Annotated in this window: 27 protein-coding genes and 1 tRNA gene; 10 read left to right on the plus strand and 18 right to left on the minus strand. The window is 59.6% G+C overall.

Going from position 1 to position 24,856, the window contains the following annotated elements; genetic code table 11:
• Positions 1–70: 70 nt before the first annotated feature.
• The 6 genes from BW974_RS04285 to BW974_RS04310 all read right to left on the minus strand — a co-directional run bounded on the left by BW974_RS04285 (position 71) and on the right by BW974_RS04310 (position 5,247).
• Positions 71–1,396 (minus strand): glycerate kinase type-2 family protein, encoded by a 1,326-nt coding sequence (locus BW974_RS04285; protein WP_076428298.1) that lies wholly within the window; start codon positions 1,394–1,396, stop codon positions 71–73.
• The gene (locus BW974_RS04290; protein WP_076428300.1) at positions 1,393–2,244 is read right to left on the minus strand and encodes an SDR family oxidoreductase; all 852 of its coding nucleotides are present in this window, start codon (positions 2,242–2,244) and stop codon (positions 1,393–1,395) included. Before BW974_RS04290 ends, BW974_RS04285 begins: the two co-directional genes overlap by 4 nt.
• 25 nt (positions 2,245–2,269) lie before the next feature.
• Positions 2,270–3,076 carry an endonuclease V gene (locus BW974_RS04295; protein ID WP_076428302.1) on the minus strand — a complete coding sequence of 269 codons (807 nt, stop codon included), beginning with the start codon at positions 3,074–3,076 and terminating at the stop codon, positions 2,270–2,272.
• Positions 3,076–3,981: a rhomboid family intramembrane serine protease gene (locus tag BW974_RS04300; protein ID WP_076428305.1), complete on the minus strand. Its 906-nt coding sequence runs from the start codon at positions 3,979–3,981 to the stop codon at positions 3,076–3,078. Before BW974_RS04300 ends, BW974_RS04295 begins: the two co-directional genes overlap by 1 nt.
• Before the next feature lie 58 nt (positions 3,982–4,039).
• Positions 4,040–4,489, minus strand: coding sequence for a hypothetical protein (locus BW974_RS04305; RefSeq protein WP_076428307.1), 450 nt, complete (start codon positions 4,487–4,489; stop codon positions 4,040–4,042).
• A 68-nt stretch (positions 4,490–4,557) separates the two neighbouring features.
• On the minus strand, positions 4,558–5,247 hold the full coding sequence (locus BW974_RS04310; RefSeq protein WP_076428309.1) for a class I SAM-dependent methyltransferase: 690 nt from the start codon (positions 5,245–5,247) through the stop codon (positions 4,558–4,560).
• A gap of 123 nt (positions 5,248–5,370) precedes the next feature.
• Between BW974_RS04310 and BW974_RS04315 the strand changes: the two genes are divergently transcribed.
• From BW974_RS04315 to BW974_RS04325, 3 genes are read left to right on the plus strand one after another with little or no spacing between them, the layout of a single operon-like run.
• Positions 5,371–5,808: a DUF5788 family protein gene (locus BW974_RS04315; protein WP_076428311.1), complete on the plus strand. Its 438-nt coding sequence runs from the start codon at positions 5,371–5,373 to the stop codon at positions 5,806–5,808.
• Entirely contained in the window at positions 5,805–7,544 is a 1,740-nt protein-coding gene (polX, locus tag BW974_RS04320) for a DNA polymerase/3'-5' exonuclease PolX (protein ID WP_076428313.1), read from the plus strand. Before BW974_RS04315 ends, polX begins: the two co-directional genes overlap by 4 nt.
• Positions 7,544–8,008, plus strand: a complete 465-nt coding sequence (locus tag BW974_RS04325; RefSeq protein ID WP_076428315.1) for a Mut7-C RNAse domain-containing protein — start codon at positions 7,544–7,546, stop codon at positions 8,006–8,008. Before polX ends, BW974_RS04325 begins: the two co-directional genes overlap by 1 nt.
• 15 nt (positions 8,009–8,023) lie before the next feature.
• Here BW974_RS04325 and BW974_RS04330 read toward each other — a convergent pair whose 3' ends face one another.
• A complete protein-coding gene (locus BW974_RS04330) occupies positions 8,024–8,884 on the minus strand; it encodes a cell division protein CdpA domain-containing protein (RefSeq protein ID WP_076428317.1) in 861 nt (286 codons plus the stop codon).
• Between the two features lie 310 nt (positions 8,885–9,194).
• Between BW974_RS04330 and BW974_RS04335 the strand changes: the two genes are divergently transcribed.
• The 3 genes from BW974_RS04335 to BW974_RS04345 all read left to right on the plus strand — a co-directional run bounded on the left by BW974_RS04335 (position 9,195) and on the right by BW974_RS04345 (position 11,213).
• A complete protein-coding gene (locus BW974_RS04335; protein ID WP_076428319.1) occupies positions 9,195–9,485 on the plus strand; it encodes a DUF5789 family protein in 291 nt (96 codons plus the stop codon).
• Positions 9,482–10,168 (plus strand): CPBP family glutamic-type intramembrane protease, encoded by a 687-nt coding sequence (locus BW974_RS04340; protein ID WP_076428320.1) that lies wholly within the window; start codon positions 9,482–9,484, stop codon positions 10,166–10,168. Before BW974_RS04335 ends, BW974_RS04340 begins: the two co-directional genes overlap by 4 nt.
• Before the next feature lie 70 nt (positions 10,169–10,238).
• Entirely contained in the window at positions 10,239–11,213 is a 975-nt protein-coding gene (locus BW974_RS04345; RefSeq protein ID WP_084186193.1) for a DMT family transporter, read from the plus strand.
• Positions 11,214–11,231: 18 nt separating this feature from the next.
• Here the strand turns inward: BW974_RS04345 and queC are convergent, their stop codons facing one another.
• The 6 genes from queC to BW974_RS04375 form a co-directional block, all read right to left on the minus strand.
• A complete protein-coding gene (queC, locus tag BW974_RS04350; RefSeq protein WP_076428322.1) occupies positions 11,232–11,957 on the minus strand; it encodes a 7-cyano-7-deazaguanine synthase QueC in 726 nt (241 codons plus the stop codon).
• Between the two features lie 10 nt (positions 11,958–11,967).
• Positions 11,968–12,732 carry a 7-carboxy-7-deazaguanine synthase QueE gene (locus tag BW974_RS04355; RefSeq protein WP_076428323.1) on the minus strand — a complete coding sequence of 255 codons (765 nt, stop codon included), beginning with the start codon at positions 12,730–12,732 and terminating at the stop codon, positions 11,968–11,970.
• A 2-nt stretch (positions 12,733–12,734) separates the two neighbouring features.
• Positions 12,735–13,172 (minus strand): 6-pyruvoyl trahydropterin synthase family protein, encoded by a 438-nt coding sequence (locus BW974_RS04360; RefSeq protein WP_076428325.1) that lies wholly within the window; start codon positions 13,170–13,172, stop codon positions 12,735–12,737.
• 396 nt (positions 13,173–13,568) lie between these two features.
• Positions 13,569–13,643: transfer RNA gene (locus BW974_RS04365), tRNA-Glu, on the minus strand.
• Between the two features lie 129 nt (positions 13,644–13,772).
• Positions 13,773–14,939, minus strand: a complete 1,167-nt coding sequence (locus BW974_RS04370; protein WP_076428327.1) for a helix-turn-helix transcriptional regulator — start codon at positions 14,937–14,939, stop codon at positions 13,773–13,775.
• A 51-nt stretch (positions 14,940–14,990) separates the two neighbouring features.
• Complete coding sequence (locus BW974_RS04375) at positions 14,991–16,142, minus strand: metal-dependent hydrolase family protein (RefSeq protein WP_076428328.1); 1,152 nt, start codon at positions 16,140–16,142, stop codon at positions 14,991–14,993.
• Between the two features lie 123 nt (positions 16,143–16,265).
• Here BW974_RS04375 and BW974_RS04380 point away from each other — a divergent pair, with 123 nt between their 5' ends.
• A complete protein-coding gene (locus BW974_RS04380) occupies positions 16,266–17,006 on the plus strand; it encodes an SDR family oxidoreductase (protein WP_076428330.1) in 741 nt (246 codons plus the stop codon).
• 14 nt (positions 17,007–17,020) lie between these two features.
• On the opposite strand, the gene BW974_RS04385 is transcribed toward BW974_RS04380, so the two are convergent.
• Both BW974_RS04385 and BW974_RS04390 read right to left on the minus strand, forming a co-directional pair.
• Positions 17,021–20,173 carry an FAD-binding and (Fe-S)-binding domain-containing protein gene (locus BW974_RS04385; protein ID WP_076428332.1) on the minus strand — a complete coding sequence of 1,051 codons (3,153 nt, stop codon included), beginning with the start codon at positions 20,171–20,173 and terminating at the stop codon, positions 17,021–17,023.
• 43 nt (positions 20,174–20,216) lie between these two features.
• Positions 20,217–21,107, minus strand: coding sequence for a DMT family transporter (locus BW974_RS04390; RefSeq protein WP_245799893.1), 891 nt, complete (start codon positions 21,105–21,107; stop codon positions 20,217–20,219).
• Positions 21,108–21,367: 260 nt separating this feature from the next.
• Here BW974_RS04390 and BW974_RS04395 point away from each other — a divergent pair, with 260 nt between their 5' ends.
• On the plus strand, positions 21,368–21,853 hold the full coding sequence (locus tag BW974_RS04395) for an Lrp/AsnC family transcriptional regulator (protein WP_076428338.1): 486 nt from the start codon (positions 21,368–21,370) through the stop codon (positions 21,851–21,853).
• Positions 21,854–21,921: 68 nt separating this feature from the next.
• Positions 21,922–22,500, plus strand: a complete 579-nt coding sequence (locus BW974_RS04400; RefSeq protein ID WP_076428340.1) for an MBL fold metallo-hydrolase — start codon at positions 21,922–21,924, stop codon at positions 22,498–22,500.
• Between the two features lie 11 nt (positions 22,501–22,511).
• On the opposite strand, the gene BW974_RS04405 is transcribed toward BW974_RS04400, so the two are convergent.
• Positions 22,512–23,300 (minus strand): ATPase, encoded by a 789-nt coding sequence (locus tag BW974_RS04405; protein WP_076428344.1) that lies wholly within the window; start codon positions 23,298–23,300, stop codon positions 22,512–22,514.
• A complete protein-coding gene (locus BW974_RS04410) occupies positions 23,297–23,563 on the minus strand; it encodes a DUF5827 family protein (RefSeq protein WP_076428347.1) in 267 nt (88 codons plus the stop codon). Before BW974_RS04410 ends, BW974_RS04405 begins: the two co-directional genes overlap by 4 nt.
• Before the next feature lie 144 nt (positions 23,564–23,707).
• Here BW974_RS04410 and BW974_RS04415 point away from each other — a divergent pair, with 144 nt between their 5' ends.
• Positions 23,708–24,142, plus strand: a complete 435-nt coding sequence (locus BW974_RS04415) for a DUF7522 family protein (RefSeq protein WP_076428349.1) — start codon at positions 23,708–23,710, stop codon at positions 24,140–24,142.
• Positions 24,143–24,208: 66 nt separating this feature from the next.
• Here the strand turns inward: BW974_RS04415 and sod are convergent, their stop codons facing one another.
• The gene (gene sod / locus BW974_RS04420; protein WP_076428351.1) at positions 24,209–24,820 is read right to left on the minus strand and encodes a superoxide dismutase; all 612 of its coding nucleotides are present in this window, start codon (positions 24,818–24,820) and stop codon (positions 24,209–24,211) included.
• Positions 24,821–24,856: the final 36 nt, after the last annotated feature.

Consider the following 24,856-nt stretch of genomic DNA (forward strand, 5'->3'; position numbering starts at 1 on the left):
CGGTAATGACGCGTTGAAGAATATGATGTCCCGTTTCTGGCCGCTCCCGAGCGGCCAGAAACGAGATGCGTCATTCGACGATCAAAACCCGGAGGTCGTTCACGTTCGTCCCCGTCGCACCGGTTTTCACGAGCGCGCCGACCGAATCCAAAAACGGGTAGGAGTCGTTCGAGTGTAGGGCTTTCCGACCATCTGCTGTCGACGTTTTTTCGTCTACCAGCGCGCCTGCGGCGTTCGTACTTCCGTCTTTTCCGTCGGTATCGACGCTGGCGACCGTAATTTCAGAATCGAGCTCCAGCAGTGCGCCGAGCGCGAACTCCAGATTCGGCCCGCCGTCTCCGTCCCCGTGGACGGAAACGGTCGTCTCGCCGCCCGACAGCAAAACTGCCGGTGGCGAAATCGGATTTCCGGTCGCCAGTACCTCCTCGGCGATAGCGACGTGTGTAGTCGCGGATTCCCGCGCCTCCCCACGTACGCGCGAGGATAGAATCATCGCGTCGTAGCCGCGTTCTTCTGCGGTTTCGCGGGCAGCGTCGAGGGCGGTGAAATTATCGGCCAGAACGTGGTTCGTGACGCGCTCGAAAACCGAATCGGTTGCGGTGGGCGTTTCGGGTAGATCTCCGGCATCACCGCGTTCGAAGTGTGTTCGAATCCGCGATACATCATCGGCTTCCGAATCAACTCCGTACTGGTCGAGAACCGCGAGCGCGTCGGAAAACGTCGTTCCGTCGGGTGCTGTCGGCCCGCTGCCGATGATGCTCGGGTCGTCGCCGACCACGTCGCTGAACAGCAGGCCAACGATGGTTGCTGGAGATGCTGTCCCCGCAAACTGCCCGCCTTTCAGCGCGGAGCAGTGTTTTCTGACTGCGTTGATTTCGTCGATGGTCGCACCCAAATCGAGCAGGGTGCGAGTCGCGGTTTGCATCTCGGCGAGCGGAATATCGCCTGCGGGAGCAGGCAGGAGTGCGCTCGCTCCCCCCGTGATGGCGGCGAGAACGAGCGTGTTTTCGTCGGCGGAATCCGCGAGTTCGAGGACTTTTTTCGTACTTTCGACGCCCTCTCTGCTCGGAACGGGATGGTCGCCGGGAAGCACTTCAACTCGGTCAGTTTCTTCCGGGTCGTTGGTCACGACCGCTCCGCGGTCGATTCGCTCGCCAAGGAGGGATTCGAGTGCGACTGCGACCTGCGCGGAGGCTTTTCCCCCGCCGAGGACGAGGATTTCGTCGAACTCGGAGAGGTCGTACTCTCGGTCGGCGATTCGGAGCGAATCGCCGACAAGTTCGATTTTCTCGTGGACGACCGTCTGCGGGTGCGCTGATTCGATACCTGCTTCGAGACAGGCCAGTGCGGTTTCGCGGGCGGGTGTCGTCGCAAGCGCCTCCCGGTTCGAAATCATCCGAGGAACTTCTTCGCCCAATCGCTGGACGTGAGGCTGGAAATCGCCCCGTATCCCTTGTCGAGCCATTCGGCGGGCAGGATTCGGACGTAGTCGGTGAGTTCTGCAACGGTTCCAACTGGATACCGGGCTTTCGGATGCTGGACGTTCGCCGAATCGAGAATCGTGTCGGCGACTTCCTTCGGATGCACTGCACCGGGCATGCCACCGTCTATCGCCTGCCGGTCGCCGTACATTTCGTAAAATCGTTCGTAGGCACCGGAGCGTTCGACGCCCTCGATTTCGCCGTTCGCTCGGACGTAGAACTGCGTATCGACTGGGCCGGGTTCGACCAAGACAACGTCCACGTCGTAGTCGTCTACTTCCGAGCGAAGCGCGTCCGAAATCCCTTCCAGCGCGAACTTCGACCCGCTGTAGATTCCCATGCCGGGCACCGAAACGCGACCGACAGCGCTGGAGACGTTGACGATGGTTCCTTTGCCGCGTTCACGCATGTGCGGAAGTGCTTCCCGAACGAGGCGAAGCGGGCCGTAGACGTTCACGTCGAACTGCGCCTGCACCTCTTCTATCGGCACGTCTTCGACGGGGCCGGGTTGAGCGTAGCCCGCGTTGTTGACGAGGCAGTCGATGTGGCCGTGGTCGTCCACGATTTCGCCGACGACGCGCTCTATGTCGTCGTCCTCGGTTACGTCCAGCGTAGCGATGTTACATCCTTTGTCGCCGAGCGTTTCGATGTCGGCGGGATTTCGCGCAGTCGCGTACACTTCCCAACCGTCTGCGAGGAACGAAAGCGCGGTTTCCCGACCGATTCCCGACGAGCAACCCGTAATCAGCACAGTCTCAGTCATTGGCCCTTCTTTCGGACGGGGGTGGCTAAGAACCAACGGTTTCCTTCACCTCGTCGGCGTAGGCGTCCGCGCGCCGCGTGGGTTCGGGGAGTTTGTAGCCAGCACAGAGTTGCCAGACGAGGTCTGCGGTCGTTTCTGCGCTCACGCGATGGCCCGGACTGACGTACAGCGGGTTGACGTGGCGTTTTTCGGGATTGTCGTACTGGCGCGATTGGAGCGCGTAGCCGATGACTGTCCCGTCAGGTGCGCTGACGCGCTCGTTTGCGAGCACCGGAATCCGTTCACCTTCCGACAGATGACCCTGTATCGGTTCGCGCAGTTTCCCGCAGAGCAGGTTTTTCGCCACCCCAATCGCGGGCAAATCGAGCATGACACCGATGTGGGTGGCGATTCCGGCCTCCCGATAGTGGATTCGCCCACTTCCGTCAACAATTGCGAGGTCGGGTTCGACCGACAGTTCCTCGAAGGCCCGCAAAATCGCAGTTCCCTCCCGAAATGAGAGCAGACCGGGAATGTACGGAATTTCTGTTTCGACCACCGCGTGGGTTCGCTCGATGACCTCGCCATCGCGCGCCGCGACGATGGCGCTCACCGCCTTTTCGCCGACGAAGGCTTGGTCGACGCCGACGACGATTGGCTTCTCGCCCGTGTCCGATTTCCCGGTCGGCAGTTCGCGCTGGTCGTCGTCGGACGACCCAGTGCGAACGCTCTCGGGGTCGAAATCGAACTCGTCTCGAAAAGTAGCCGTCTCCGCGACATCGTACTGAAGCGTTTCCATCTCCTCGCGCGACAACGACGCATCGGGCGCAAATTCGGGATGGACGACGCGCATTAGAACCGTCTACCGCCCATTCCGCCGCGTCCGCCGCCACCGAACTGGAGTTCCTGCGGGGCGCGTTCTCCGTCCCGCTTCAGTTTCGCACCGTATAGCAGACCCAGTCCGAGACCCGTCAAGTGGGCGAGTTGCGCGACACCGCCAGCGCCGATACCGCCGATGACGCTCGTGAACGCCGAATAGATGGCGAACAGCAGGGTCGCTATCCACAGCGGCATCGGGAGGATGAAGTAGATATAAATCCGGAGATTTGGATTCAAAACCGTCATCACACCCATGATGGCCGCAATCGCGCCGCTCGCACCGAGGACGGGGACGAAGACGCCCGGTTCGGTGAGGATGGTCGCCCAGACCTGTGCGAGTCCTGCGAGTGCGCCCGTCACCAGAAACAGGACGGTAAACTTCTTGCTCCCGACCCGCCGCTCCACGAGGGGGCCAAAAAAGTACAGCACGATGCTGTTGATCGCGATGTGGCCGAAGCCGCCGTGCGCGAAGACGGAGGTGACCCATGTCCAGACGTAGAACGGATTCGCGGTGTTCAGGGTGAAGAGATTGAACCATTCGAGTGAGTTCGTTGGAATCCCCAACACAAGCGGAGCGATACCGTATTGGAAGATAAACGTCAGCCACATCAGGCCGAGGAAGACGAACGTCATATTTCCGCGGAAATAGGCCAGCGGCCCGCCCGTACCGGTGTTGATGCCAAAGCTACTGCTCCGGCCCTGCTGATTCACGCTGTCGTCGAAGCCGCTATCGAAGACACCTTCCGGGTCGTTCCACTCGTTCAACCCCGGACAGGAATGATTTTCCGGAAGGCGGTGGTCGCCACAGAACGTCCTGCCGCACATCCGGCATTTGTACGGCATGTTCTCGTGTTGCCCACATTCGTCGCATTGCGCCATTGTTCCGACTTTTGAACCGACAGGTCAAATGGGTTTGGGTGACGATGCCGGTCGCTGATTACGGTCGGGTGCGATGCTCGCCGACGAGTCGTGGGATGCCGAGGCCGACCAAGTACGCGACGCTTCCGAACACCGCCCCGGAGAGCAAACAGAGCGCAAACGATCGCAGTCCGAAAAGCGAACCGCTGGACGAACGAATGCCCTCCCAAATCGCAAGAACGAGGCCAACCCACGGCGCGGACGCCAGAACCAAACAATCGAGCAACGACCCCCCGCGACTCGCGTAAACGGTGGCAACCGCGAACGCGAGCAGTGAGAGGGCTACCGTGACGGCTCCCATCTGCACCCCCGAAACGGCGAAAAGGCCATCCGCGGGGAACGCATCGGCGAACGAACCCGCGGCACCGCGGGTCAACAGCGCCAACCCCGAGGCGAACACCAAAACGCTGAGCGTGTCGTCTCGGCGTGTCGAAGAAAGTGCCCTAGAGTCGGGAGTGTGCGACGCCATGCTATTTGCATCTACCTCAGTCGTTCAGCTAAAAGGAATTTGTGGCCAGCAAACCGAAAAACAACGACTTATTCCGATTTTCGTCCGCCGTAGACGGCGAAGTTGTAGTACTGCCAGATGGAGGTGACGGAGTCGAATCCCGCTTCGCGGAGCCAGACGAGTTGGTCGGTCAGCGTGTCGGGGTCGTCGTAGTCGTCGCTGGCCTGCCAGCGGTTCATGAACTCCTCTTCTTCCCACCCTTTCGAGCGAACCCAGTTTTTAATCATCGCGTCGGAGAGCGTTTCGAGGTGGTCGGCGTCGAACCGAACCACGTCGCCGTTGAAAAACCAGCCGCCGGGAACGAGCGCCTCGTGAATGTTGCTGAACAGGGTTTGTTTTTCGTCGGACGTGAGGTGATGAACCGCGAGCGAGGAGATGACGAGGTCGAACTTCGATTCGCCACTGGGGTGGTCGTCCGGAAACGTCCCCTGTTCGATTTGGACGCGGTCGCCGAACGTCTCCAGTTTGCGCTCGGCCTCGGCGAGCATCCGTTCGCTGTGGTCAACCGCGAGGACGCTGCTTTCGGGAAAGCGCGTGAGCAGTTTGGCAGTGAGTTCGCCAGTGCCAGCACCGAGTTCGAGAACGTGAATATCTTCGCTCCGTCCCTGTGGCGGTGCGTTCAAAATTGCGTCGTGAAGTTCGTCGTATCGTGGAACGATGGCTTCGATACCGGGGTCGTAAACGCGAGAATCCTCAAACACCTCTCCGGGTTTCTTCATGCCCCCTGTTGTAGTCCGAGTGGTTAATGCTTTTTCAAGCCTCATTCTCTCGACGAGATTTATTCATCGAACGCATAGGGGGAGGGCAGGAAGTTTTTGCTCCCGGAACGACGAGTAGTGGGCGTGAAAGAGTACGAGCGCAAAGGGCTACTGGAGCGCGTCGAGCGCGAGGGTGCGACCGTCGGCGCATCCATTCCGGAGGAAATCACGGTGCAGGGACAGGACATCGACCTGCGCGAGTTCGTCTTCGAAATCAAACGACGGGATACGGTTCCACCCGGAGAACGCGACCGGGTGGAGCAGGCGAAGACGAATCTTCGCCGGGAGCGTCTTCAGCGAAAACAACGACTCGAAGAGGGCGATATCACCCACGAAGAGGGCGAACGACTGGTCGAAAGCATCATCGGAATCGACCGCGCGCTGAACGCGCTGGAAAGTCTCGGGGGGACGAATCTCGAAGCAGAAGAGAAAGCGAAGGAGGCCGCCGACCAGAAACGGTGGATGTCGTTCCTCCAGAAAGCATTGGGGAAAAAAGACGCCAGCAAACGATCACGATTATGAGCAGAAACGCAGAAATCGCCGATTTGTTCGAGGAGTACGCGGACTTGCTCGACGCACAGGACGTACAGTACAAACCCCAGTCGTATCGCCGCGCCGCCGACAACATCCGGGACTATCCAGAAGCCATCGAGGAGTTGGCCGAGGACGGCCCGGATGCCATCGGAAAGATTCCGCAGGTCGGCGACTCCATCGCGGGAAAAGTCGTCGAATACTTCGAGACGGGTGAAATCGAGGAACTGGAGGAAGAGCGTGCAAACCTCCCGGTACAGATGGCCGAACTGACGCGCGTGGAGGGCGTCGGCCCGAAAACGGTCGGAACCCTCTACGAGGAACTCGGGGTGCAGACGCTGGACGATTTGGAGGAAGTCGCTCGCGCAGGAGAAATTCAGGAAATCAAGGGGTTCGGCCCGAAAACCGAGGAGAACATCGTAGACGGCATCGAGTTCGCCCGCACGATTCGAGGGCGCGAACTGCTCGGAAACGCGCGGCCGGTAGGCGAACAGGTGCTTACGTTCGTCTCCGATATTCCGTCGGTCGGCCGCTGTGAAATGGGTGGCTCGATTCGCAGATGGTGTGAGACCATCGGCGACGTAGACGTGCTGGCCGAGAGCGAGGACAAACAGGCCGTCGTAGACGCTTTCGCCGATTGGGAGCGCGCGACGGAGGTAATCGAAGCGGGAACCGACAAAGCCGCGATTCGCGTTTCGGACATGCGAATCGACCTTCGCGTCGTGGTTCCCGACGAGTTCGGCAGCGCGCTTCAGTACTTTACGGGGAGCAAGAATCACAACATCACCCTGCGGAACCACGCCATCGAGCGCGAGTTGAAGGTGAACGAGTACGGCGTGTTCGACATCTCCGACGTGGACGACCCGGATGCAGGCCAGCGAGTCGGCGAGAAAGTCGCGGGAGAGACGGAAGCGAGTATGTACGAAGCCCTCGGCCTTCCGCTAATCGCACCCGAAATGCGCGAGGACAACGGCGAAATCGACGCCGCACTCGCCGGGGAACTCCCTGACCTCATTGAGGAAGACGACGTTCGCGGCGACCTTCACTTGCACACCCAATGGTCTGACGGAAACAACGCCATCGCGGAGATGGTCGAAGGTGCAGCCGAGTTCGGGCACGACTACATCTCCATCTCCGACCACGCGACGGGGCCGGGAATGGTCGGCGGCGTCGGACTGGACGACGACGAACTCCGCGAACAGATAGGCGAAATCCGGGCGGTTGCAGACGACGCCGAAATCGAGGTGTTCGCGGGCGTCGAAGCCAACATCGAAGGAGACGGCGGAATCAGCGTCGCGGACGACGTGCTGGAGGAGTTGGACATCGTCGTTGCCTCCCCGCACAGCGCACTGAATGGAGACGCCACGGAGCGCCTGATTCGGGCGATGGAACACCCGAGCGTGGATATACTCGGCCATCCGAGCGGCCGACTCATCAACCAGCGACCCGGCCTCGATTTCGACGTGCGCGAGGTGGCCGCTGCGGCAGTCGAGAACGACGTGGCTCTCGAAATCAACAGCAATCCCAGCAGACTCGATTTGTGGGGCGGCGCGGTACAGGTCGCGGTCGAAGAGGGCGCGACGATTGCAATTAACACCGACGCACACAGTCCCGCCGAATACGGAAACGTCCGGTACGGCGTCCATACGGCCCGTCGCGGGTGGGCAGAGGCAGGAGACGTGCTGAACACGTGGGATGCGGAGGCGGTTCGGGACTTCGTTCACTGATGGATTCACCCTCGTCGGCCTCGTCTTTGACTCGCCCGACGCTCTTTCTCGACGTAATGTTAGGCAAACTCACGACCTATCTGCGGATGTGTGGCTACGATACGGCCTACGCGCTCGATAGGGATGTCGAGGACGACGACCAAATTTTGGAACTGGCACAGGTAGAGAGAAGAACGCTCATCACGCGAGATGAACTGCTTTCGGAGCGCGCCGAAAACGGGATTTTGCTCACGTCGCTCGACGTGATTGAGCAACTGCGAGAACTAGACGCACGAGGATTCGACCTGTCGCTTTCCGAACCTTCGCGGTGTTCTTCGTGTAACGGGAAACTGATTCGAGACGATGGCGAGTCTCCTGAACACGCACCGAATGGAAAACAAATTTGGCGGTGTCAGGACTGTCGAAAGCAGTTCTGGAAAGGAAGTCATTGGAAGTCGGTCGAACGGACGCTTTCCGACCTGTGAAAATTCGAAAGCGAGTTAGCGATTCGATTGCCACTGCTCGCAGGCGTCCATATCGGTCATTCGCTGGTCGTGGAGGCCGCAGTACGGCGTCATTCCGCTGTCGGTACGGACGTAATCGAAGTGGGTGCAGTTGCCACAGTAGGCGTCGGTCGGGTTCGCCGGGGATGCGGAGTTCGTCGTCGTTCCTGTGATGGTTGTTGTGCCTGCCGTGGTTGCAGTCGCGTCGTCCGCGGTTTGGGTCTGTTCAGAACCCATCGGCGACGAAATATCGTCGGTCGTCGCGCCCCCGTCGCTGACGGCGTCCATGCCGTCTTCGGGTGGGTCGCCGAAGATGCCGACGCTTCCGAATCCGGACTTTCGTTCCACTTCGACGATTTTCGTCTCGCCCTTGCGCGTCACTTCCATCGTGACGGTGCCACCGGGGTCGTTGCGCGTCTTGAAGTTCACGACGGCGACGAACAGACAGCAGAACGTCGTGATGAGGCCGACGAAGTAGACGGCGACGACCGGGAGGGTGAGGTTCTGTCCGAATCCGCGCCAGTGTTGCGGATACGCGTACCAGAACATCGCAACGCCGAGAACCGAGATGCTCGAACCGATTGCAACCGCCGCGCGAACCTGTTTGCTCGTCGCTGGAAGGACGGTGAAGATACCGACGAACACGGCAGGAATGCCCAACCCGGCCGTGATTCCCGCGATTTTGTACGAACCGTACTGGCCAACTCCGGCACCCGCGAACGCCGTTGTCGTCGCGGCGAGAATACCGACGATGACGAGCAGTGACCCGGCGAGGAAGAGGCCGACGCCGAGGTAGAGGCGTCGCGGGCGCTTTTTGACCCCGTCGCGCCCTTGATAGGTTTCCCCGAGGCTTGTCATGTGTCCGTCATTGAACCCCTGATACAAAACTACTACGTCAGACGTTCATCAGAAATTTTATCTTTCCGGCAGAAAACGGACAAAAAAGAGGATGCGATGGCGGGAGGAACAGCAGTCGCTTTTTCGAACTGTTCTGGCTATAAGGAGACAACAATCAAGAATCAGCACGCTGACCAGCCGCCGTAGTTTCGGTATTTTTACACCCGCCGAGGTCTAGCACACTCTCCGCGAGCGAGGAGCGTAACGACGAGCGACCGTAGTAAAAGGTCGTGTCGAAAAGCATAATCCCCGTGCTGTCAAACGCCTCGGTATGGCTGACGACAACGAGGACGAGAGTCCCGCCGTCGAACTCGGAGAGCGCGAACCGGTCGAGGGTATCCCGGTCGCACGGGTTTCCTCCCGACTGCACTGGCCCGTTCAGAAAAGCGAAGTCGTCCGAAAGGAGGGCGACGAGACGATTCGAACGCCCGACGGCCCGCGGACGCTCACCGACGTGCTGGAGGACGTTGACGAGACGTACTTCCAAACTGAACACGAGTTCACGGCGAACATTCGAGACGCTATCGGCACCGGCCCGATTCCGACTGCGGACGATTCGTGAGCATCGTTCGGACAGCAGAAGGGCGAACGCTCGGGCTGACGTGGGTACAGCTATCGCTCCTCGTCGGCGCACTGCTCACCGTCGCGTGGTCGTGGTGGGAAGTCCCGAGCGATAGCTTAAACGCCCGACTCGTCCGCGACGTGACGCTGTTCATCGCCATTCCGGGCGTGCTCGCGGTGACGCACGGACGGCATCTCGGCTATCGCATCGACCGCCGAGCGATTCGCAACAGCATTCTGCTGGCCGCATTCGTGATTCCGTTTTACGTCGTCGGGTCGTCGCTTCCGTCGATTCGAACCTACTACCCGATGTGGGAGGCGACGCCCGCGTTCGGAAGTTTCGTCCCCCACGCAATCAAACAGTTCATCGTCGTTCTGGCGGCTGAAACGTACTATCGGGGCTTGCTCTGTGTCGGCGTTCGGAAAATCGGATTCAAGAGCGTGTTCATCAGTCCCATCGTTTACGCGTTTCACCACCTCGGTAAACCGCCGATAGAACTCATCCTTTCCGGGCCAACCGACGTGCTGTTCGGCGCGGCGGATTACGACTGCAATTCCCTCCTTCCTTCGGTCGTGGCGCACGGACTCGGACTCGTTTTACTCGACTGGTTGGTACTCCACGACCCGTTGATTCGACCGGAGACGGTGCTCAACTGGCTATCGTGGCTTCCGATTCCGCTGTGAGGGAAAATTCTGTCCCCGCCGCGACACCCGGAAGTTTAAATCGGATGCCGGAACCAGTGAGTGACGAGTAATGGTGCATCTGGCTGAGCGGGTCGAAGACGAAGTCCCTCCGATGGCCGCGCTCGCCGTCGCAATCGTCGCCGTGAGTACGAGCGCGATTCTCATCGAACTCAGCGATGCGCCCAGCATCATCAAGGCATTCTACCGGGTGCTGTTCACGACGCTCCTGCTCGCGCCGCTCGCAGTCACGCGCTATCGTGACGACCTCAAAGCCTTCTCTCCTCGAGATTTTCTCATCGCAGTCGTCACCGGCGGCGCGCTCGCGGCCCACTTCGTGACGTGGTTCGAGAGTCTGGAGTGGACGACAGTCGCCGCATCCGTGACGCTCGTGCAGTCACAACCGCTGTTCGTCGCCTTCGGCGCGTGGGCGCTACTGGACGAGCGGGTCACTCGGCGGACGGTCATCGGCATCGGCATCGCGCTGGTCGGAATGATCGGAATGTCGTTCGCCGAGGTGATTTCCGGTGCAGCAGTCGCCGGGAAAAATCCGCTGTACGGCAACGCGCTGGCAGTCGTCGGCGCAATCGCCGCGGCGGGATACGTCCTCGCGGGGCGGTCGCTCCGCCAGCGCGTGTCACTCGTTCCATACGTGACCGTCGTCTACACCGTCTGCACGGTCGTCCTGTTCGGCGTCGCGCTGACGAGCGAGGCGACGATTGCGCTTACTGCCTATCCCCCAGTAGAGTGGCTTCTGTTTCTCGGAATGGCAGTCGGGCCGGGAATCTTCGGCCACACCGTCATCAACTGGGCGCTGAAATACGTCGAATCGAGCGTCGTCAGCGTCTCGCTCCTCGGCGAACCCCTCGGGAGCACCCTGCTCGCGCTTTTCATCCTCGGACAAGTTCCGGGAGGTGCGACTATTCTCGGTGGAATCGTCGTCCTCGGTGGAATCTACGTCACATCGACTGCGAAGAGTGAGACTGCGGAGACGAGCGAACAGAAAATGCGACGGGAAACCGCGGAATCCGCCGAAAATCAGAATTGAATCGGCGCGAACTACGGGTCAGTAGTTCGGTCGCTTTTCGTACTCTATCGGGTCGCGCACGCCGATATTCTGGAACGCTTGCAGTCGGAACGCACAAGCGTCGCAGGTGCCACAGGCGGGTTCTTCCTCGCGGTAGCAACTCCACGTAAATTCGTAGGGAACGCCGAGGTCGGTTCCTCGTTCCGCGATGTCGGTTTTGCTCCACTCGACGAACGGCGCGACGAGGTCGATGGTCGTGTCGTCTTTCGTCCCGACGTTCACTACCTGCTGAAACGCCTCGAAGAACGCCGGACGGCAGTCCGGATACCCAGAAAAATCCTCGCTGTGCGCGCCGATGAAGACGGCGTCGCAGTCGTTCGCTTCGGCACAGGAGACGGCCATCGAGAGCAGGTTCGCGTTGCGGAACGGAACGTAGGTGTCTGGCACCTCCTCGCTGTCCAAATCCGCGTCTTCGACAGCCATCTCGTCGTCCGTCAGGCTCGACCCGCCAATCGTGGCGAGATGGCTCGTTTCCACGTGAAGAAACGAAACGTCGAGTTCGTCGGCTTGCCGTTTCGCACACTCGAACTCCTTGCCTTCGGTTCGCTGGCCGTAGGAGGTGTGCATGAAGTATGGTTCGTATCCCTGTTCTTGGGCCTCGTAGGCCGCAGTCGCGCTGTCCATCCCGCCGGAGGCGAGAATTAGGGCGCGTTTTGCGGTCGATTCGTCGGTGCTGTCGTCGTCTGTCGTCGTGTTGTGTGCCATTTTCAAACCCTCACGTTCCCGGTGCGTCGTTCCACAAATCGACGTGCAGTCGCGGGGTGTATCGGTAGCCGTACTCCATCGCCAGTTCCGCAACTCGTTCGCGGTTTTCGTCCAATCGTTCGCGGGTCGCTCCCTCCGGCATCAGCAGGACATCTGTGTCACGAATTGGTGCATCGGCGGCGTCACGGATTTTCGAAACCAGCGTTTCGATTTCTTCCAAATCCGATTCGTCCGTGACGACGAACTTCAGTTGCGTTTCGTAGCTATCCACGAATTTCGCGAGCGCGTCGATGTCGATTCGCCGTTCTTCGTGGCGCTCCGCCCACTCACCGTCGCCCTTCGGGTCGCGTTCCGCAGTCGGCGTCGAGGACGCGAGTTTGGGGCTGATACTCGCCAAATCGATGGCCGTGTCTCGAAAGAGGGTCCCGTTCGTCTCGACTGTCGTGTGATAGCCCGCGTCGGAAAGTCGGTCGAGCAGGATGTTCGTTTCTTCGTGAACCAGCGGTTCACCGCCCGTGACGACGACGTGATTCGCGTCGTAGGATTCGACCTCCTTGACGATTTCGGTAATCGTCATCTGCGCATGCGTCGGTTCCCACGACGTGTGATAGGAGTCACAGAACCAACAGCGCAAATTACAGCCGCTAGTTCTGACAAAGACGGTCGGGACTCCCGCCAATTTTCCCTCTCCCTGAAGCGAGTAGAACAACTCGTTGATGGGAAGAGAGTGGGCTTCTGTTTTCGTATCCGTTCCCGCATCGGCGTTCACCGGCATGGTTACACCGGGCCGCCACAGAGTTCCGCCGTTTCACCCACCGTGACTCCGACGTCGGAAACGGTGTCCGGCAGTTCTTCCCGAAGTCGGCGTTCGAGTTCCAAACTCATGACTTCGGCCGTCGGTGGTGAGTCGAACACCACGACAGAATCCGAATCGCCGCTTTCTTCGAAGGCGTCGATAAGTGGGTCACCTTCCTCCAGTAGGAATCGATGGTCCCACTCGGATATTATCGTAGTAATCTCACCCTTATCCACGACCCATCCTTCCTCGGTGAGTTCGCCAGTGATGGTCACCTCGATTTCGTAGTTGTGGCCGTGGGGTCGGCTACATTTCCCGTCGTGATGGAGCAGTCGATGGCCGGTACTGATTCGAATCGGGCGGTCGCGTCCGATGTGGAGAGTTCGCTTTGGAGATGATTCCAATACAGACTCAGGCATATTCGGAGATTATCTGGAGAATACTTAAGCTATGCCACTTGGAGCCGGTGGGCGACTACAGCAGTCGGCGCAGGATTCGCAGTGGGAGCGTGATGATTGCGATGATGACGTTGATTATCGAACGAAGCACCGAGCGGATGGGGGTCAGTATAGACAGCATGCGCTGAAAAATTAGTTGCGAAGAGGCTGGTCGTTGTGGTTGCACATGCAAGGGATCATCTGCTCAAATCCCAGAGCGTCCGCTTTTCCTCGTTGTACTCGGAAAATGCTCCGTCAGGGATTCGAACTCGTCAAGACGTTCCGGGCATGCGGCTTTCGGCCGTACCGGGCCTGCGACTCGCTTGCTCGAATCCCTTCCGTGCGCGCTCTTTTCCGTCACTTCGTTCCGCAAAAGAGTGCTCCGTCAGGGATTCGAACCCTGGTCCTTGCCGTGAGAGGGCAAGATGATTGGCCGGACTACACCAACGGAGCGCATTCTTCGATAATCGCACGGACTGTTTAACAGTTGCGTTTTGGCGACACTGTGGCCCGGGATGGCATATTCAGACCCGCGAACAGACACGGCTCGACGTACAACCGACCAGCAAAAAAGATGGCTCGTCAGCGGTCGAGTGGCGACCCGGCGGCATCTGGTTCGTGACCGTCCAAACTGATGATATTCTCCCTGCCGACGCGGAGTTTGCTGATTTCGCCTTCGTCTTCCATCTCGGAGAGGAGCATGCTCACTTTGGATTTCGACCAACCGGTTTCATCCACGATGTTCACCTGCTTCATCCGACCGCCGTTTTCGCGGAGCAGTTTCTTCACGCGGGCCTCGTCGGTTAGTAGTTCCTCGTCGCTGACCGCCGGTTTGGCGCTCCCGCCGCTGTTCGATTCCGGTGTCGTCGCACCACCGCCGCCACCGCGGGGAGTGCTCTGAGTGGACGAAAGCGAGCCGAGGTTGCCTTGTCGCCACGCAAACACCGCGGCCAATCCAATGAGCAGGACGACGGCGGCGATGAACAACATCATCGGTGACTGTGCGTTCGGCTCTTCACCGCCGCTTCCCGGTGGAGCACCGGCACCCGGGGTTGTCGTCCCCGAGACAGTCGTCGTTTCTTGGACGGAGTTGAACGTTACTTTCGGTCGCTGGTCGTTGAATTCGTATGGGCCGCTCCACGAGACGGTGTCACTTCCCGCGAGCGTCTCGTCGGTCATATTCCGCTGTCCCGCCGGTCCCGCAGATTCGAATATCATCCCTTCTTCGGGTTCGACGACGAGGGTTTGGTTCTCCCCGAGATAGAGACCACCTTTGAACACGTCGCCGATAACGATGGAACCGGAGTCCTGTGCGGCGAAGGAACTCCATTTGAACGACATTTCAACGATACCGCGGTTCTTGTTCAGACCGCCACCGCCAATATAGGCATTTTTCGAGAAGTTTTCGGCCTTCATCACCCTCCCAGTTGCGTTTCCACCCGTTTTAGTCAATTCGACGGCGTTCTTCTGAAAGTCCGTGTAGAGTTCCGTCTGCGAGTTATTGAACTCCTGTGCGAACTGTTGGAACTGGGTTCGTTCCTGCTCGTTGGCTAAGGTTCGTTCGTACCGAAACGTCCATTGAGCAGACCCGTTGTCGTAGACCAAAATGTGAAATTCGACATCGTCGAACTCCTGGGAGGTTGTAATCGTCTGCGGTGTCGTCGGGGCGTCGCTCTGAGTCGCGCCAGGCGCGGAGAGCGACGCGATGAGCAACACCGCGATGAGGCCGACAGCCAGAAGCCGTCTCATGTACATTATTCGTCCATGCCCGGATATAAAAGACCTTGTGACGTGCGCGCGTCACCGAACAATGGTTCCACGTGACACGACACGTGTTGGCGATTGCCACGTAGTTACGTCCTCACGGGGGTCAGCGTCGAGGACGACGAGGTCTGCCCGACATCCTTCTTCGACTAGTCCGACATCCGACAGTCCAAGCAGGTCTGCGGCGTTGACCGTCGCGGCTTCCATCGCATGCTCCGGCGTCAGTCCGTACTCAACCATCAGTTCCAGTTCCTCCGGAATCTCGCCGTGGAAGTTGAACGGCGTCCCGGCGTCGGTTCCCATCGCGATTTTCACGTCCGCGTCGAGTGCGTACTCGAACGCATCCGTCATCGCGTTCGCGGCCTCTTCTCCTTTCTCGACGGCGTATTCGGGAATTCCCGCCTCGACACCTTCCGTCAAAATTCCGTGCGATGCTTTGACGGTCGGAACCCAGTACGTTCCTTTCTCGGCCATCAGTTCCGCCGCGTCTCTATCCATGAACGTGCCGTGTTCGATGCTCGAAATCCCAGCACGAACTGCGTTTTTGATACCTTCTGTTCCGTGGGCGTGGGCCGCGGTCGGGACGTATTTCGCACTCGCGGCCTCGACGAGAGCAGTCAGTTCGTCTTCGTCCAGTTCGGGCGCGCCGGTAATCGCGCCCTCGGTGAGAACCCCGCCGGTTGCCATACATTTGATAACGTCCGCGCCGCGCTTGAGTTGCTCTCTGACCGCCTTTCTGACTTCCGCGGAACCGTCCGCTTCGCGTCCGAACCAGTGGCCGTGGCCGCCGGTCATCACGACGTTTTCCCCGCAGGCGACCACCTGCGGGCCGTCGAGGACGCCTTCATCGACCGCCTCGCCCGCGTCGATTGCGAGTGACCTCGGCGCGCCGAGGTCGCGGACGGCCGTCACGCCCGCTTCCAGTGCCGACCTGAGATTTGCGGCCGCTCGGTAAGCGAGCATCGTTTCGTTGTCGTCCACGATGGAGGTCACGTCCGGGCGTCCGTCCATCATCAGGTGAACGTGCGCGTCGATGAGTCCCGGCGCGACGAACTTCCCGCTGGCGTCGATTTCCTCGTCGGCATCGGGCGCGTCCCCCACGGAGACGATTGTTCCGTCTTCGACTGCCACGTCAGCTTCCCTGATTCCGTTTGCATCCACCACGTCCGCACCGCGGAGTACGAGCATTACGCAGCATGTGAATCGCTACCAAGAAAACTGTCTGGGTCGCGGCAGGGAACGGAGAGTGACTCGGCGACGTTCGTCGGTAACAGGGGAAAGAACGAACCTTCCCGACGAAGAACGAAAGGTATGGCAGAAACACCACTCTCCGGAAAGAGCGCGTTGATAACGGGTGCGAGTTCGGGTATCGGACAGGCGACCGCCCACGCCCTCGCGCGAGACGGAGCGCGCGTCGCGCTCTCGGCGCGGCGCGCGGGAAAACTGACCGAAATCGCGGAAACACTCGAATCGGAGTACGACGCCGAAACGCACGTCTGCCCCGCAGACGTGCGCGACGAGGACGCCGTTTCTTCGATGGTCGATGAGACTGCATCCGAGTTCGGTGGCTTGGACATCCTCGTAAACAACGCCGGACTCGCGCGCGGAGAGTTGGTAGACGACCTCTCGACGGAGGAGTTTCGAACCATGCAGGAGACGAACGTCGATGGCGTCTTTTTTGCGACGAGAACTGCACTTCCCCACCTGCGCGAATCGGGCGGAAACCTGATTTTCGTCGGCAGTTTCGCGGGCCAGTATCCGCGGCCGTTCAATCCGGTCTACGCCGCGACGAAGTGGTGGGTTCGCGGGTTCGCGCACAGTCTGGAGGGTCAGGTCGGAGACGACGACGTAGCGGTTACCGTAGTCAATCCGTCCGAAGTCCGCACCGAGTTCGGCTCCGCGTATGGCGAATCGTTCGAAGAGCGATTCGCCGAGGGAGAGGTAACCGAACCAGAAGAAGTCGCGGACGCCATCGTCTTCGCAGCGAAGATGGAGAACTCGACCGTCAGCGAACTCGACGTGTACCGCCGGGATAAATTCACCAGTTTCTGACGGTCACATTCTACTCATCGAAGTGCGTCGGCGATTTTCTCGATTGGATGTGGCGGTTCCGCACCCTGCCAGTCGCCGAGTTGGGTGCGGCAGGACGCGCCGGGCGCGACGACTTCGATTCCGTCGCTCTCTTCGACTTGGTCGAACAGGATGGAGCCAACTGCCTTGCTCATAGAGTAATGTTCCGCCTCGTAGCCGAAACTGCCCGCCATGCCACAGCACCCCGAATCGAGGGCATCAACCTCGTACCCCGCTCTGCGGAGCACGCCGACCGCGTGATGGTCTTTTTTGGTCGCCTTCTGGTGACAGTGGCCGTGATAGGTCAGCGACCCGGTTCCGGCGAGCGGGAGGTCGAAATCGAATCGGTCGAGATACTCACAGATTCCGTACGCGTTCGCGGCGAGTCGTTCCGCTTCGGTTCGAAGTCCATCCGCGTCCGGATCAGCGGTGCGCGGTTCGGTGTACTGGCCGCTTGAGGAACCGGATTCTTTCGTCGCGGGAAGCAAATCGAGGTAGTCCGACTGGAACATGACGGCGTCCGAGGGTTCGACCACGACGACATCCCAACCATCTCTGACGAAGGGCGCGAGCGCCGAAACGTTCGTCTCGGCTTGCTCGCGCGCGGTGTCGAGGAAGCCTTTCGAATGGGCGGGTCGCCCGCTCGCAGTCACGTCGTTCGGAATCCTGACGTGCACGCCCGCCGATTCGAGCACGCGAATCGCGGCTTTTCCGGCCTCGGGATGGTTGTAGTTCGTGTAGGTGTCCGGAAAGAGCAGGACGCGACGCGTCGCATCCTGCTCGGAGACGCGCCCACCACCACGACTCTCGAACCAATCTTCGAGACTCTCGTCGTGGAATTTCGGCAGGCTTCGTTCGCGCGCAATTCCAACGGTTTTCTCGGCGAGAAGGCGCGACCCCGGGAGTTTCGTCGCCCAGTTCGAAACCGGTGCGAGTCTGCTTCCGAGCGCGGACAGTCGGTCGATGTTGGCGAACAGTTTGTCTCGGAGGCTCGCGCCGTGCCGTTCGTGGTGTTCGTGTTCGACTTCGGCTTTGAGCTTCGCCATATCGACGCCCGAGGGGCAATCGCGGGCACAGCCCTTACAGCCAATGCAGAGGTCTAACACCTCGTGCATGAACTCCACGTCGAACTGCTCGTCGCCCTCCTCTGCAGGCGAGGCCCGCTTCGAGCCGGCGGCGTTCGCCGCCTCCAACTCCCCGCTCATCGCCTGTCGGAGCATGTTCGCCCGGCCCCGCGTACTCGTGATTTCCTCGTCCGCGGCGCGGTAGGTCGGACACATCACGCCGCCCGTGGTTTCCTGTCCGCCGCGACAGCCGCCACAGCCGTGACAGAGTTCGACCATGCCCTGAAAGCCGTTTTCGTTCTGCCAATCGAGAACGGGGTCGAACCCGGAATCGAACTCGTATTTTGGGTCGAATCGCAGGTTTTCGGTCATATCCACGTCGCCGCAGACCTGCCCCGGATTGAGGAGCCAATCGGGGTCGAAGGCGGTTTTGAGGTCGCGGAAGACACCCCAGACGTGGTCGCCGTACAGCTTTCTATTCCACTGGGTTCTGGCGCGTCCGTCGCCGTGTTCGCCCGACACGCTGCCGCCATACTTGACCACGAGGTCGGTCACGCTGTCAGCGATGGCTTCCATCTGGTTCACTCCTGCCGGACTTTTCGTGTTGACGAGGGGCCGAATGTGCAGACATCCCGGCCCGGCGTGCGCGTAAAAGCTGGCGAAAGTGTCGTTTTCTTCTAACACCTGCTGGAAATCCTCTACGTACTCCGGCAGATTTTCCGGCGGAACCGCGGCGTCCTCGATAAAGGAGATGTGTTTCGCGTCGGAGGTTCGAGAGAGCAAAATTGGAAGCCCGGACTTCCGGAGTTTCCAGAACCGAGCGCGCTCCGCTTTGTCGTGGGCTTCCATCGCCGACAGTGCGGTTTTCCCTTCGCGGTCGTCTCGCAGTTTTGCGACTTTTTCCCGCCCGTCTTCGTCGTCCTCGGCGTAGAACTCCACGAGCAGAACCGACTCGGTCCCCTCGGGCAACATTTCGACTACATCGCGAAACTCCTCGGTGTCGCGGGCGAGCGAGATGAGTACGTCGTCTAACACTTCCACCGCCGACGGTTCGTGGTCGAGAATCGGAGCCACATCTCCCATTGCGTCGATGAGGCTGTCGTAGGTGAGGAGTGCTATCGACTTCGTTTCCGGAACCGGTTCGAGGCTGACGGTCGCTTCCGTGATAATCGCCAGCGTCCCCTCGCTTCCGGCGAGCAGTCTAGCGACGTTGATTTTCTCGTTCTCGCTCTCCTCCACTAGTCTGTCCAGATTGTACCCCGAAACGTTGCGCTTCAACTGGGGGAACACGTCCCGAACCGCGTTGGATTCGTCCTCTACGATTCGCAGGATTTCGGTGTAGATTCGCGTTTCGAGGTCGGTTTTGGCGTCCGATTTCGCGTTGTTTTCGTCTGCGGATTCGGAGTCACGGCGCGACTCCGAATCCGCCCTTTCTCGAAGTTCGTCCATCGTAATTTCGCCGAACCGCGTCACGGTTCCATCCGCGAGGACGACTTCACATTCTTCTACGTAGGCGTCGGTTTTGCCGTATTTTAGTGAGTGTGAACCGGTCGAATTGTTGCCGATTGCCCCGCCGAGCGCACTTTTGTCGCCCCACGCGGGGTCGGGTGCGAACTTCAACTCGTGCTCTGCGAGGGTTCGGTTCAGTTCGCCGAGGACGATGCCGGGTTGCGCGCGAGCGGTTCGGTTCTCGGGGTCGAAATCGAGCAAACCGTCCATGTGCCGGGTGAAATCCAGCACGACGGCCTCGTTGACCGATTGCCCGGCCAGACTCGTCCCGCCACCGCGCGGCAGAACCGGAATCTCGCGTTCCGCGCAGTAGGACATCACCGCGGAAACGTCGGCGGTGGAAGTCGGAAAAACGACGCCGATTGGAGTCACTTCGTAGGCGCTCGCGTCCGTCGCGTACAACTGTCGAGAGTATTCGTCGAATCGGACTTCGCCTTCGACCAGTCGTTCGAGGTCGGAAACGAGTCCGGGACGTTGTACGGTTTCATCGTGATAGTCGTAGTTCGCCCGGTCGTCGCGGGCCGGGTCGGTCGCGTCATCCGCGCTACCCGTGTCACCCACGTCGCGTGTTGCCATGCGAAGGCGTAGGGCGAGGGGAGCGAAAAGTGATGCGGGGAAATCAGGCTCGACCAGCGGTCGGCGAGAGCGAGCGCGCGACTTCGAACAGCGCATCTCGTTTCAGCAGGGCGAATCCGGCAAAAATCGCGCCAAATCCGACGAGCGTCGTCGACGCCACCAGTTGACCGAACAACGCCCACGTGAGGATGGTCGCGACCACGGGTTCGAGATAGGCGACGAGATTGAGTTCCGTCGGGCCGATTTCGTCCAGCAGGTGGAAGTAGAGCAGGAACGCGACGACGCCGGAGATGAGGGTCAGATACACCAGCGAAGCGATTGCGGTGAACGACCAGTCGATTGCAGCGAAGGATTCACCGCGCGCACTGCTCAGGACGTGAAGCAGGCCAGACCCGAGCATCATCGCCCAGCCCTGAAGCGCGGGGAGCGAGAGGTCGGTTTCGAGCGGTTGGGTGAGAACCGACCCGAGCGCGAACGATACGCCGCCGAGGAATACGAGGCCGATTCCGATGATACCGACAGAAAGCAAGTTCTCCGGATTCGGGTCGGCGACGATGGCGACGCCCGCGACGCCGAAGGCGAATCCGAGAATGCCGAGCGGCGTAATGTGTTCGTCCGCGAGCATCGCGCTGGCGAAGACGGCGGTCAAAACTGGCGTAAGGCTGATGATGACCGACGCGAGCGCGCCGGGAACGTACTGCTGACCGAGATAGAGAAAGCCGTGGTGGCCCGCGATGATGAACACGCCGATAGTCAAAATCGAGAGGATGTCGGCTCTGCTCTGTGGTTTCCACCGCTCGGTCGTCGCAATCGCGTAGCCGAGAATCGCCAGTCCGGCCACGTCGTACCGGAGCGCGGCGAACAAAATCGGCGGGAAGTGGTGGAGACCGACTTCGATGGTGACGAACGACGTTCCCCAGAATCCGGCTAGCAATACGAACAATACCTCGGTTCGTGGTAGAAGTCTACCAACTTTAGACGTAATCATGTATTTCTATTCAACTCTATTCTCCACAGGTTGTTAAATCCTTCTACAACATTATCGTTCGATACTGATTCACAGGCAATATTTGGCTACCATGTCGGAGTAATATTCCTCCAATTTCGATTCGGTAGGATTTTGAGAGCGTTAGTGAGTCACACTCCCGCAGGTAAAATCCAGATATTAAGTGTCGGCACCGACAATTCAGGGCAATGGACGAGCGCGACGTTACACTGCTCAAGGCGATTTCGGACTTGGAAACCGGAAGTCCCGAAAAACTCCACGAGGAAACCGGCATCCCGGTTTCGACCATTCACTACCGACTGAACAACCTCAGAGATGCTGGCGTCATCGAAAACGACCTCTACGACATCGACTTGGAGGCGTTCGGCCTCGGGGTCACCGTCGTCGTCGAAGTGTTCGCCGACTACACCGGGTCGTACGCCGATTTCGGTGAGAAAATTCTGGACATCGAAGGCGTTACGCAGGCGTACTTCACCATGGGCGAGACGGACTTCATCGTCGTCGCTCATCTCTCCGGGCGCGAGATGGTCGAACGACTCATCAGCGACTTCGAGAGCATCGAGGAGGTAGACCGGACGAACTCGACGTTCGTCATCTCCACGCTCCGTGACTCCCACCGCGTGCTTCAAAGCTACAGTTTGGATACGCTGGTCGAGGAACTCGCAGAGGAGTAGGAGATCCGCGACAGAATCCGAGCGAACGGAACGAAAACAGGAAAGCCACCCTCGTTGTACGACCACTCATGATTCGAAACATCGCGGCGGGCGTCCAATCGTTCACCAGCAACGCCTTTCTCGTAACGGGCGAGCGAACCGTTCTCGTCGATACAGGTGCGAACTTCGATGCTGTCGGGAAAATTGAAGAACTGGCGGACGATTTGGACGCAGTCGTCCTCACGCATACGCACCCCGACCACGTCGGCAACCTCGAAACTGTGAAGGACGCTTTCGATGTAGACGCATTCGGGTTCGACACCGACCAGTCCGGCGTCGATGTCGCGATTGGGGACGAAGAAACCGTGACAGTCGGCGACGACGAGTACCTCGCGCTCCACACGCCGGGACACAAAAACGACCATCTCTGCTTCTATTCGGAATCGGCGGGAATCCTGTTCGCTGGCGACCTCATCTTCCAGAACGGGAGTTTCGGCAGAACCGATTTAGAAGAAGGTGACCGGGAGGCACTCATCAAGAGCATCGACCGCGTGGCGGTCACGGCGGACGAGGAATTACAGGAGATGCACACCGGTCACGGCCCGAGCGTGACGACGAACCCGTATCACGACATCGAACTCGCGGGGAAGGCCGCGAGGATGTACTGATTTTTGCCGTTCTATCGAAGCGCCTCGTATGCGCTCTCGTACACCGCTGCCGTCTCCTCGGGGTCGGAACGCTCCGCCTCCGTCAGTGGTTCGAGCGTGCGCGTCTCCTTTGGTTCGAGCAGATTCACCACGTTTTCGACGCGCTTTTCCAGCGACCCGTCTCTGGCACTGCTGTCCGCGACTTCGCAGGCCTTCGCGTAGCGTCTCCCGTCGTACACTCGGAGTCGGCGAGGTTCGACGACCGCGACCGTCTCGAAGTCGATGCCCTGAATCGGCTGGGCGATGTCGCTGTAGGATTCCACGACGGCGCAGTCTTCTTTTCCGATTCGCTCCGCCAGCGCGCGAAAGTGCGGCAGGTAACGCCGTTCGGTCTGGTCGTTCAGTTCCGGAACCGATTCGATGGTGACGGCATCGGACAGGGGGAGACTTTCTCTTACTGTCCCTGGGAGGTCGGTCGTTCCGTTCACAACGAATCCCTCGCCGACGCGGTCAACGAGAAATTCGCGGTGGGTTTGGCCGAGCAGGCCTTTTCCTTTTCCCGGTGCAGGCCACCAGAGTCGGTGAACCGGATTCACGTCCTCCGGTGAATGGTTGCCCGCGCTTGCGTTGGCGAGGCGGGCAGAATCCTTGCCGTAGAGTCGGCCGTCCGAGATGGCCGCCATGGCGTCGTCGTGGTCGAACCAGAAGTCGTTGCCAGCGCGGGGTTTGAACCCGACGGCGTCGAGGTGTGAGAGCAGTCCGACCGTGAACGTCGTCTTGCCTGCATCCACTCGGTCGCTTCCCGCGACGAGAATCGTCATGTCTTCAGGCCGTAGTAACCGGGTTCCTCGTCGGTCGGCGGTTCCGCCACGACGAGTTCGTCCGCGTTGCGCATAATCCACGGAATCGCCCAGTCGAGGAGGATGGTTTCCGTCTCGATGTCGATTTCCGCGTCGGGGTCGAGTCCTTGCAGGAGTCGCGCGATTTCGTACACACTGTACATTAGGTCTGCGTCGAGCAGTTCGTCCGGTTCGTAGAAATCGCACGGATACAACTGCTCGAAGTCGTCCTTCGGTTTCGGCATGCGTGGGGATACGTTCTTCCCGGCGTAAAACCTCACGAATCTGCGATGGGCCGGCGGAGAATATTCTCGCTATTCAGTCGCTAATGTAACAAATTACAATTATATCCGAGTTTTTATAATGGAGCGTTCGAGATAGAGAATGACATGCGCGAGGAGCAGGGGAGCGAGACGAAAGAGGCGCTCGTATCGGCATTTGCCGAGTTTGGTGGCGAGAACTTGCGGGATATCTGGCTATTCGACCAATCCGACTTCGAGATGCTGTATCTGCGTGATGATGTCGCGGACAAACTCGAAGAAATCGACGTCTCGAAATTCGTCGATAACGAACGGTTCGGGTTCGTCACTCGGGACACTTACGACCAGTTGTACTACGCATCCTATCGGTACACGGTTCGGGGATTCGACGATTTCGAACAGTTTCGGATGTTCTTCGCGGACGACGAGCGAAACGTCGGTGTGTTCGCTAGCCTCGATCTCAAATCGGGTGGCCACGATTACGAATCACTCTTTCAGCACGTCACCGACATCGCGTCCGGCTACGACGTGCCGACGGTGGCAGTGGCGGAAACCGACCAGTAGCGCGGATTCCGGTTCAGCAGTTGCTCGTGAATTTTCTGCGCGAAAAATATCGGTTGGTTCGGCCCGTTATTCGAACCGCGGCGCGACGTTTTCGTACTGGTCAGCAACCTCGTCCCAGTCAACAACTTCGAAGAAGTTGCTGATGAAGTCGCCGCGGTCTGGACCGTAGTCGTAGTAGTAAGAGTGCTCCCACACGTCGAGTGCGAGAATCGGGTGGCTACCCCAGAGTGCGCCCTGGTCGTGCTTGTCAACTTTGACGTTGCGAAGCTGTTTTGCGACCGGGTCGTACACGAGAAGTGCCCAGCCGCCTGCGGCGCTCGCGGCGGCCTCGAACTCGCCCTTCCAACCTTCGTAGGAGCCGAAGTCCTCCTCGATGCGGTCTGCGAGGTCGCCCTCGGGTTCGCCGCCGCCGTTCGGGTCCATGTTGTCCCAGAACAGGGTGTGGAGGTAGTGTCCACAGCCGTTGTGGGTGACGTTACCCAGCGCACCCGCGGTGCTGGAATAGTCGCCCGATTCGCGGTTCTCCGCGAGGGTTTCCTCGGCACTGTTGAGGCCGTTTACGTAGCCCTGATGGTGCGTGTCGTGGTGCCATTCGAGCACCTGCTCGGAGATGTGGGGTTCCAGCGCGTCGTAGTCGTACGGAAGTGGTGGCAGTTCCGCGTTCGATTGTTCTGGCATATATGTATACCTCCGTCAAATACATCTCACCACGTG

The sequence above is a fragment of the Haladaptatus litoreus genome (genome assembly GCF_900156425.1).
Classification (GTDB): domain Archaea; phylum Halobacteriota; class Halobacteria; order Halobacteriales; family Haladaptataceae; genus Haladaptatus; species Haladaptatus litoreus.

What these genes read in the sequence shown, in the direction of transcription:
- BW974_RS04310 (WP_076428309.1), bottom strand. Translation starts at nt 5,247, where the DNA reads ATGAAGAAACCCGGAGAGGTGTTTGAGGATTCTCGCGTTTACGACCCC.
- BW974_RS04410 (WP_076428347.1), bottom strand. Translation starts at nt 23,563, where the DNA reads ATGCCGAAACCGAAGGACGACTTCGAGCAGTTGTATCCGTGCGATTTC.
- queC (WP_076428322.1), bottom strand. Translation starts at nt 11,957, where the DNA reads ATGGCACACAACACGACGACAGACGACGACAGCACCGACGAATCGACC.
- BW974_RS04355 (WP_076428323.1), bottom strand. Translation starts at nt 12,732, where the DNA reads ATGCCGGTGAACGCCGATGCGGGAACGGATACGAAAACAGAAGCCCAC.
- BW974_RS04400 (WP_076428340.1), top strand. Translation starts at nt 21,922, where the DNA reads ATGATTCGAAACATCGCGGCGGGCGTCCAATCGTTCACCAGCAACGCC.
- BW974_RS04360 (WP_076428325.1), bottom strand. Translation starts at nt 13,172, where the DNA reads ATGCCTGAGTCTGTATTGGAATCATCTCCAAAGCGAACTCTCCACATC.
- sod (WP_076428351.1), bottom strand. Translation starts at nt 24,820, where the DNA reads ATGCCAGAACAATCGAACGCGGAACTGCCACCACTTCCGTACGACTAC.
- BW974_RS04385 (WP_076428332.1), bottom strand. Translation starts at nt 20,173, where the DNA reads ATGGCAACACGCGACGTGGGTGACACGGGTAGCGCGGATGACGCGACC.
- BW974_RS04380 (WP_076428330.1), top strand. Translation starts at nt 16,266, where the DNA reads ATGGCAGAAACACCACTCTCCGGAAAGAGCGCGTTGATAACGGGTGCG.
- BW974_RS04375 (WP_076428328.1), bottom strand. Translation starts at nt 16,142, where the DNA reads ATGCTCGTACTCCGCGGTGCGGACGTGGTGGATGCAAACGGAATCAGG.
- BW974_RS04405 (WP_076428344.1), bottom strand. Translation starts at nt 23,300, where the DNA reads ATGACGATTCTCGTCGCGGGAAGCGACCGAGTGGATGCAGGCAAGACG.
- BW974_RS04415 (WP_076428349.1), top strand. Translation starts at nt 23,708, where the DNA reads ATGCGCGAGGAGCAGGGGAGCGAGACGAAAGAGGCGCTCGTATCGGCA.
- BW974_RS04290 (WP_076428300.1), bottom strand. Translation starts at nt 2,244, where the DNA reads ATGACTGAGACTGTGCTGATTACGGGTTGCTCGTCGGGAATCGGTCGG.
- BW974_RS04345 (WP_084186193.1), top strand. Translation starts at nt 10,239, where the DNA reads ATGGTGCATCTGGCTGAGCGGGTCGAAGACGAAGTCCCTCCGATGGCC.
- BW974_RS04335 (WP_076428319.1), top strand. Translation starts at nt 9,195, where the DNA reads ATGGCTGACGACAACGAGGACGAGAGTCCCGCCGTCGAACTCGGAGAG.
- BW974_RS04395 (WP_076428338.1), top strand. Translation starts at nt 21,368, where the DNA reads ATGGACGAGCGCGACGTTACACTGCTCAAGGCGATTTCGGACTTGGAA.
- BW974_RS04285 (WP_076428298.1), bottom strand. Translation starts at nt 1,396, where the DNA reads ATGATTTCGAACCGGGAGGCGCTTGCGACGACACCCGCCCGCGAAACC.
- BW974_RS04330 (WP_076428317.1), bottom strand. Translation starts at nt 8,884, where the DNA reads ATGACAAGCCTCGGGGAAACCTATCAAGGGCGCGACGGGGTCAAAAAG.
- polX (WP_076428313.1), top strand. Translation starts at nt 5,805, where the DNA reads ATGAGCAGAAACGCAGAAATCGCCGATTTGTTCGAGGAGTACGCGGAC.
- BW974_RS04325 (WP_076428315.1), top strand. Translation starts at nt 7,544, where the DNA reads ATGGATTCACCCTCGTCGGCCTCGTCTTTGACTCGCCCGACGCTCTTT.
- BW974_RS04295 (WP_076428302.1), bottom strand. Translation starts at nt 3,076, where the DNA reads ATGCGCGTCGTCCATCCCGAATTTGCGCCCGATGCGTCGTTGTCGCGC.
- BW974_RS04370 (WP_076428327.1), bottom strand. Translation starts at nt 14,939, where the DNA reads ATGAGACGGCTTCTGGCTGTCGGCCTCATCGCGGTGTTGCTCATCGCG.
- BW974_RS04300 (WP_076428305.1), bottom strand. Translation starts at nt 3,981, where the DNA reads ATGGCGCAATGCGACGAATGTGGGCAACACGAGAACATGCCGTACAAA.
- BW974_RS04305 (WP_076428307.1), bottom strand. Translation starts at nt 4,489, where the DNA reads ATGGCGTCGCACACTCCCGACTCTAGGGCACTTTCTTCGACACGCCGA.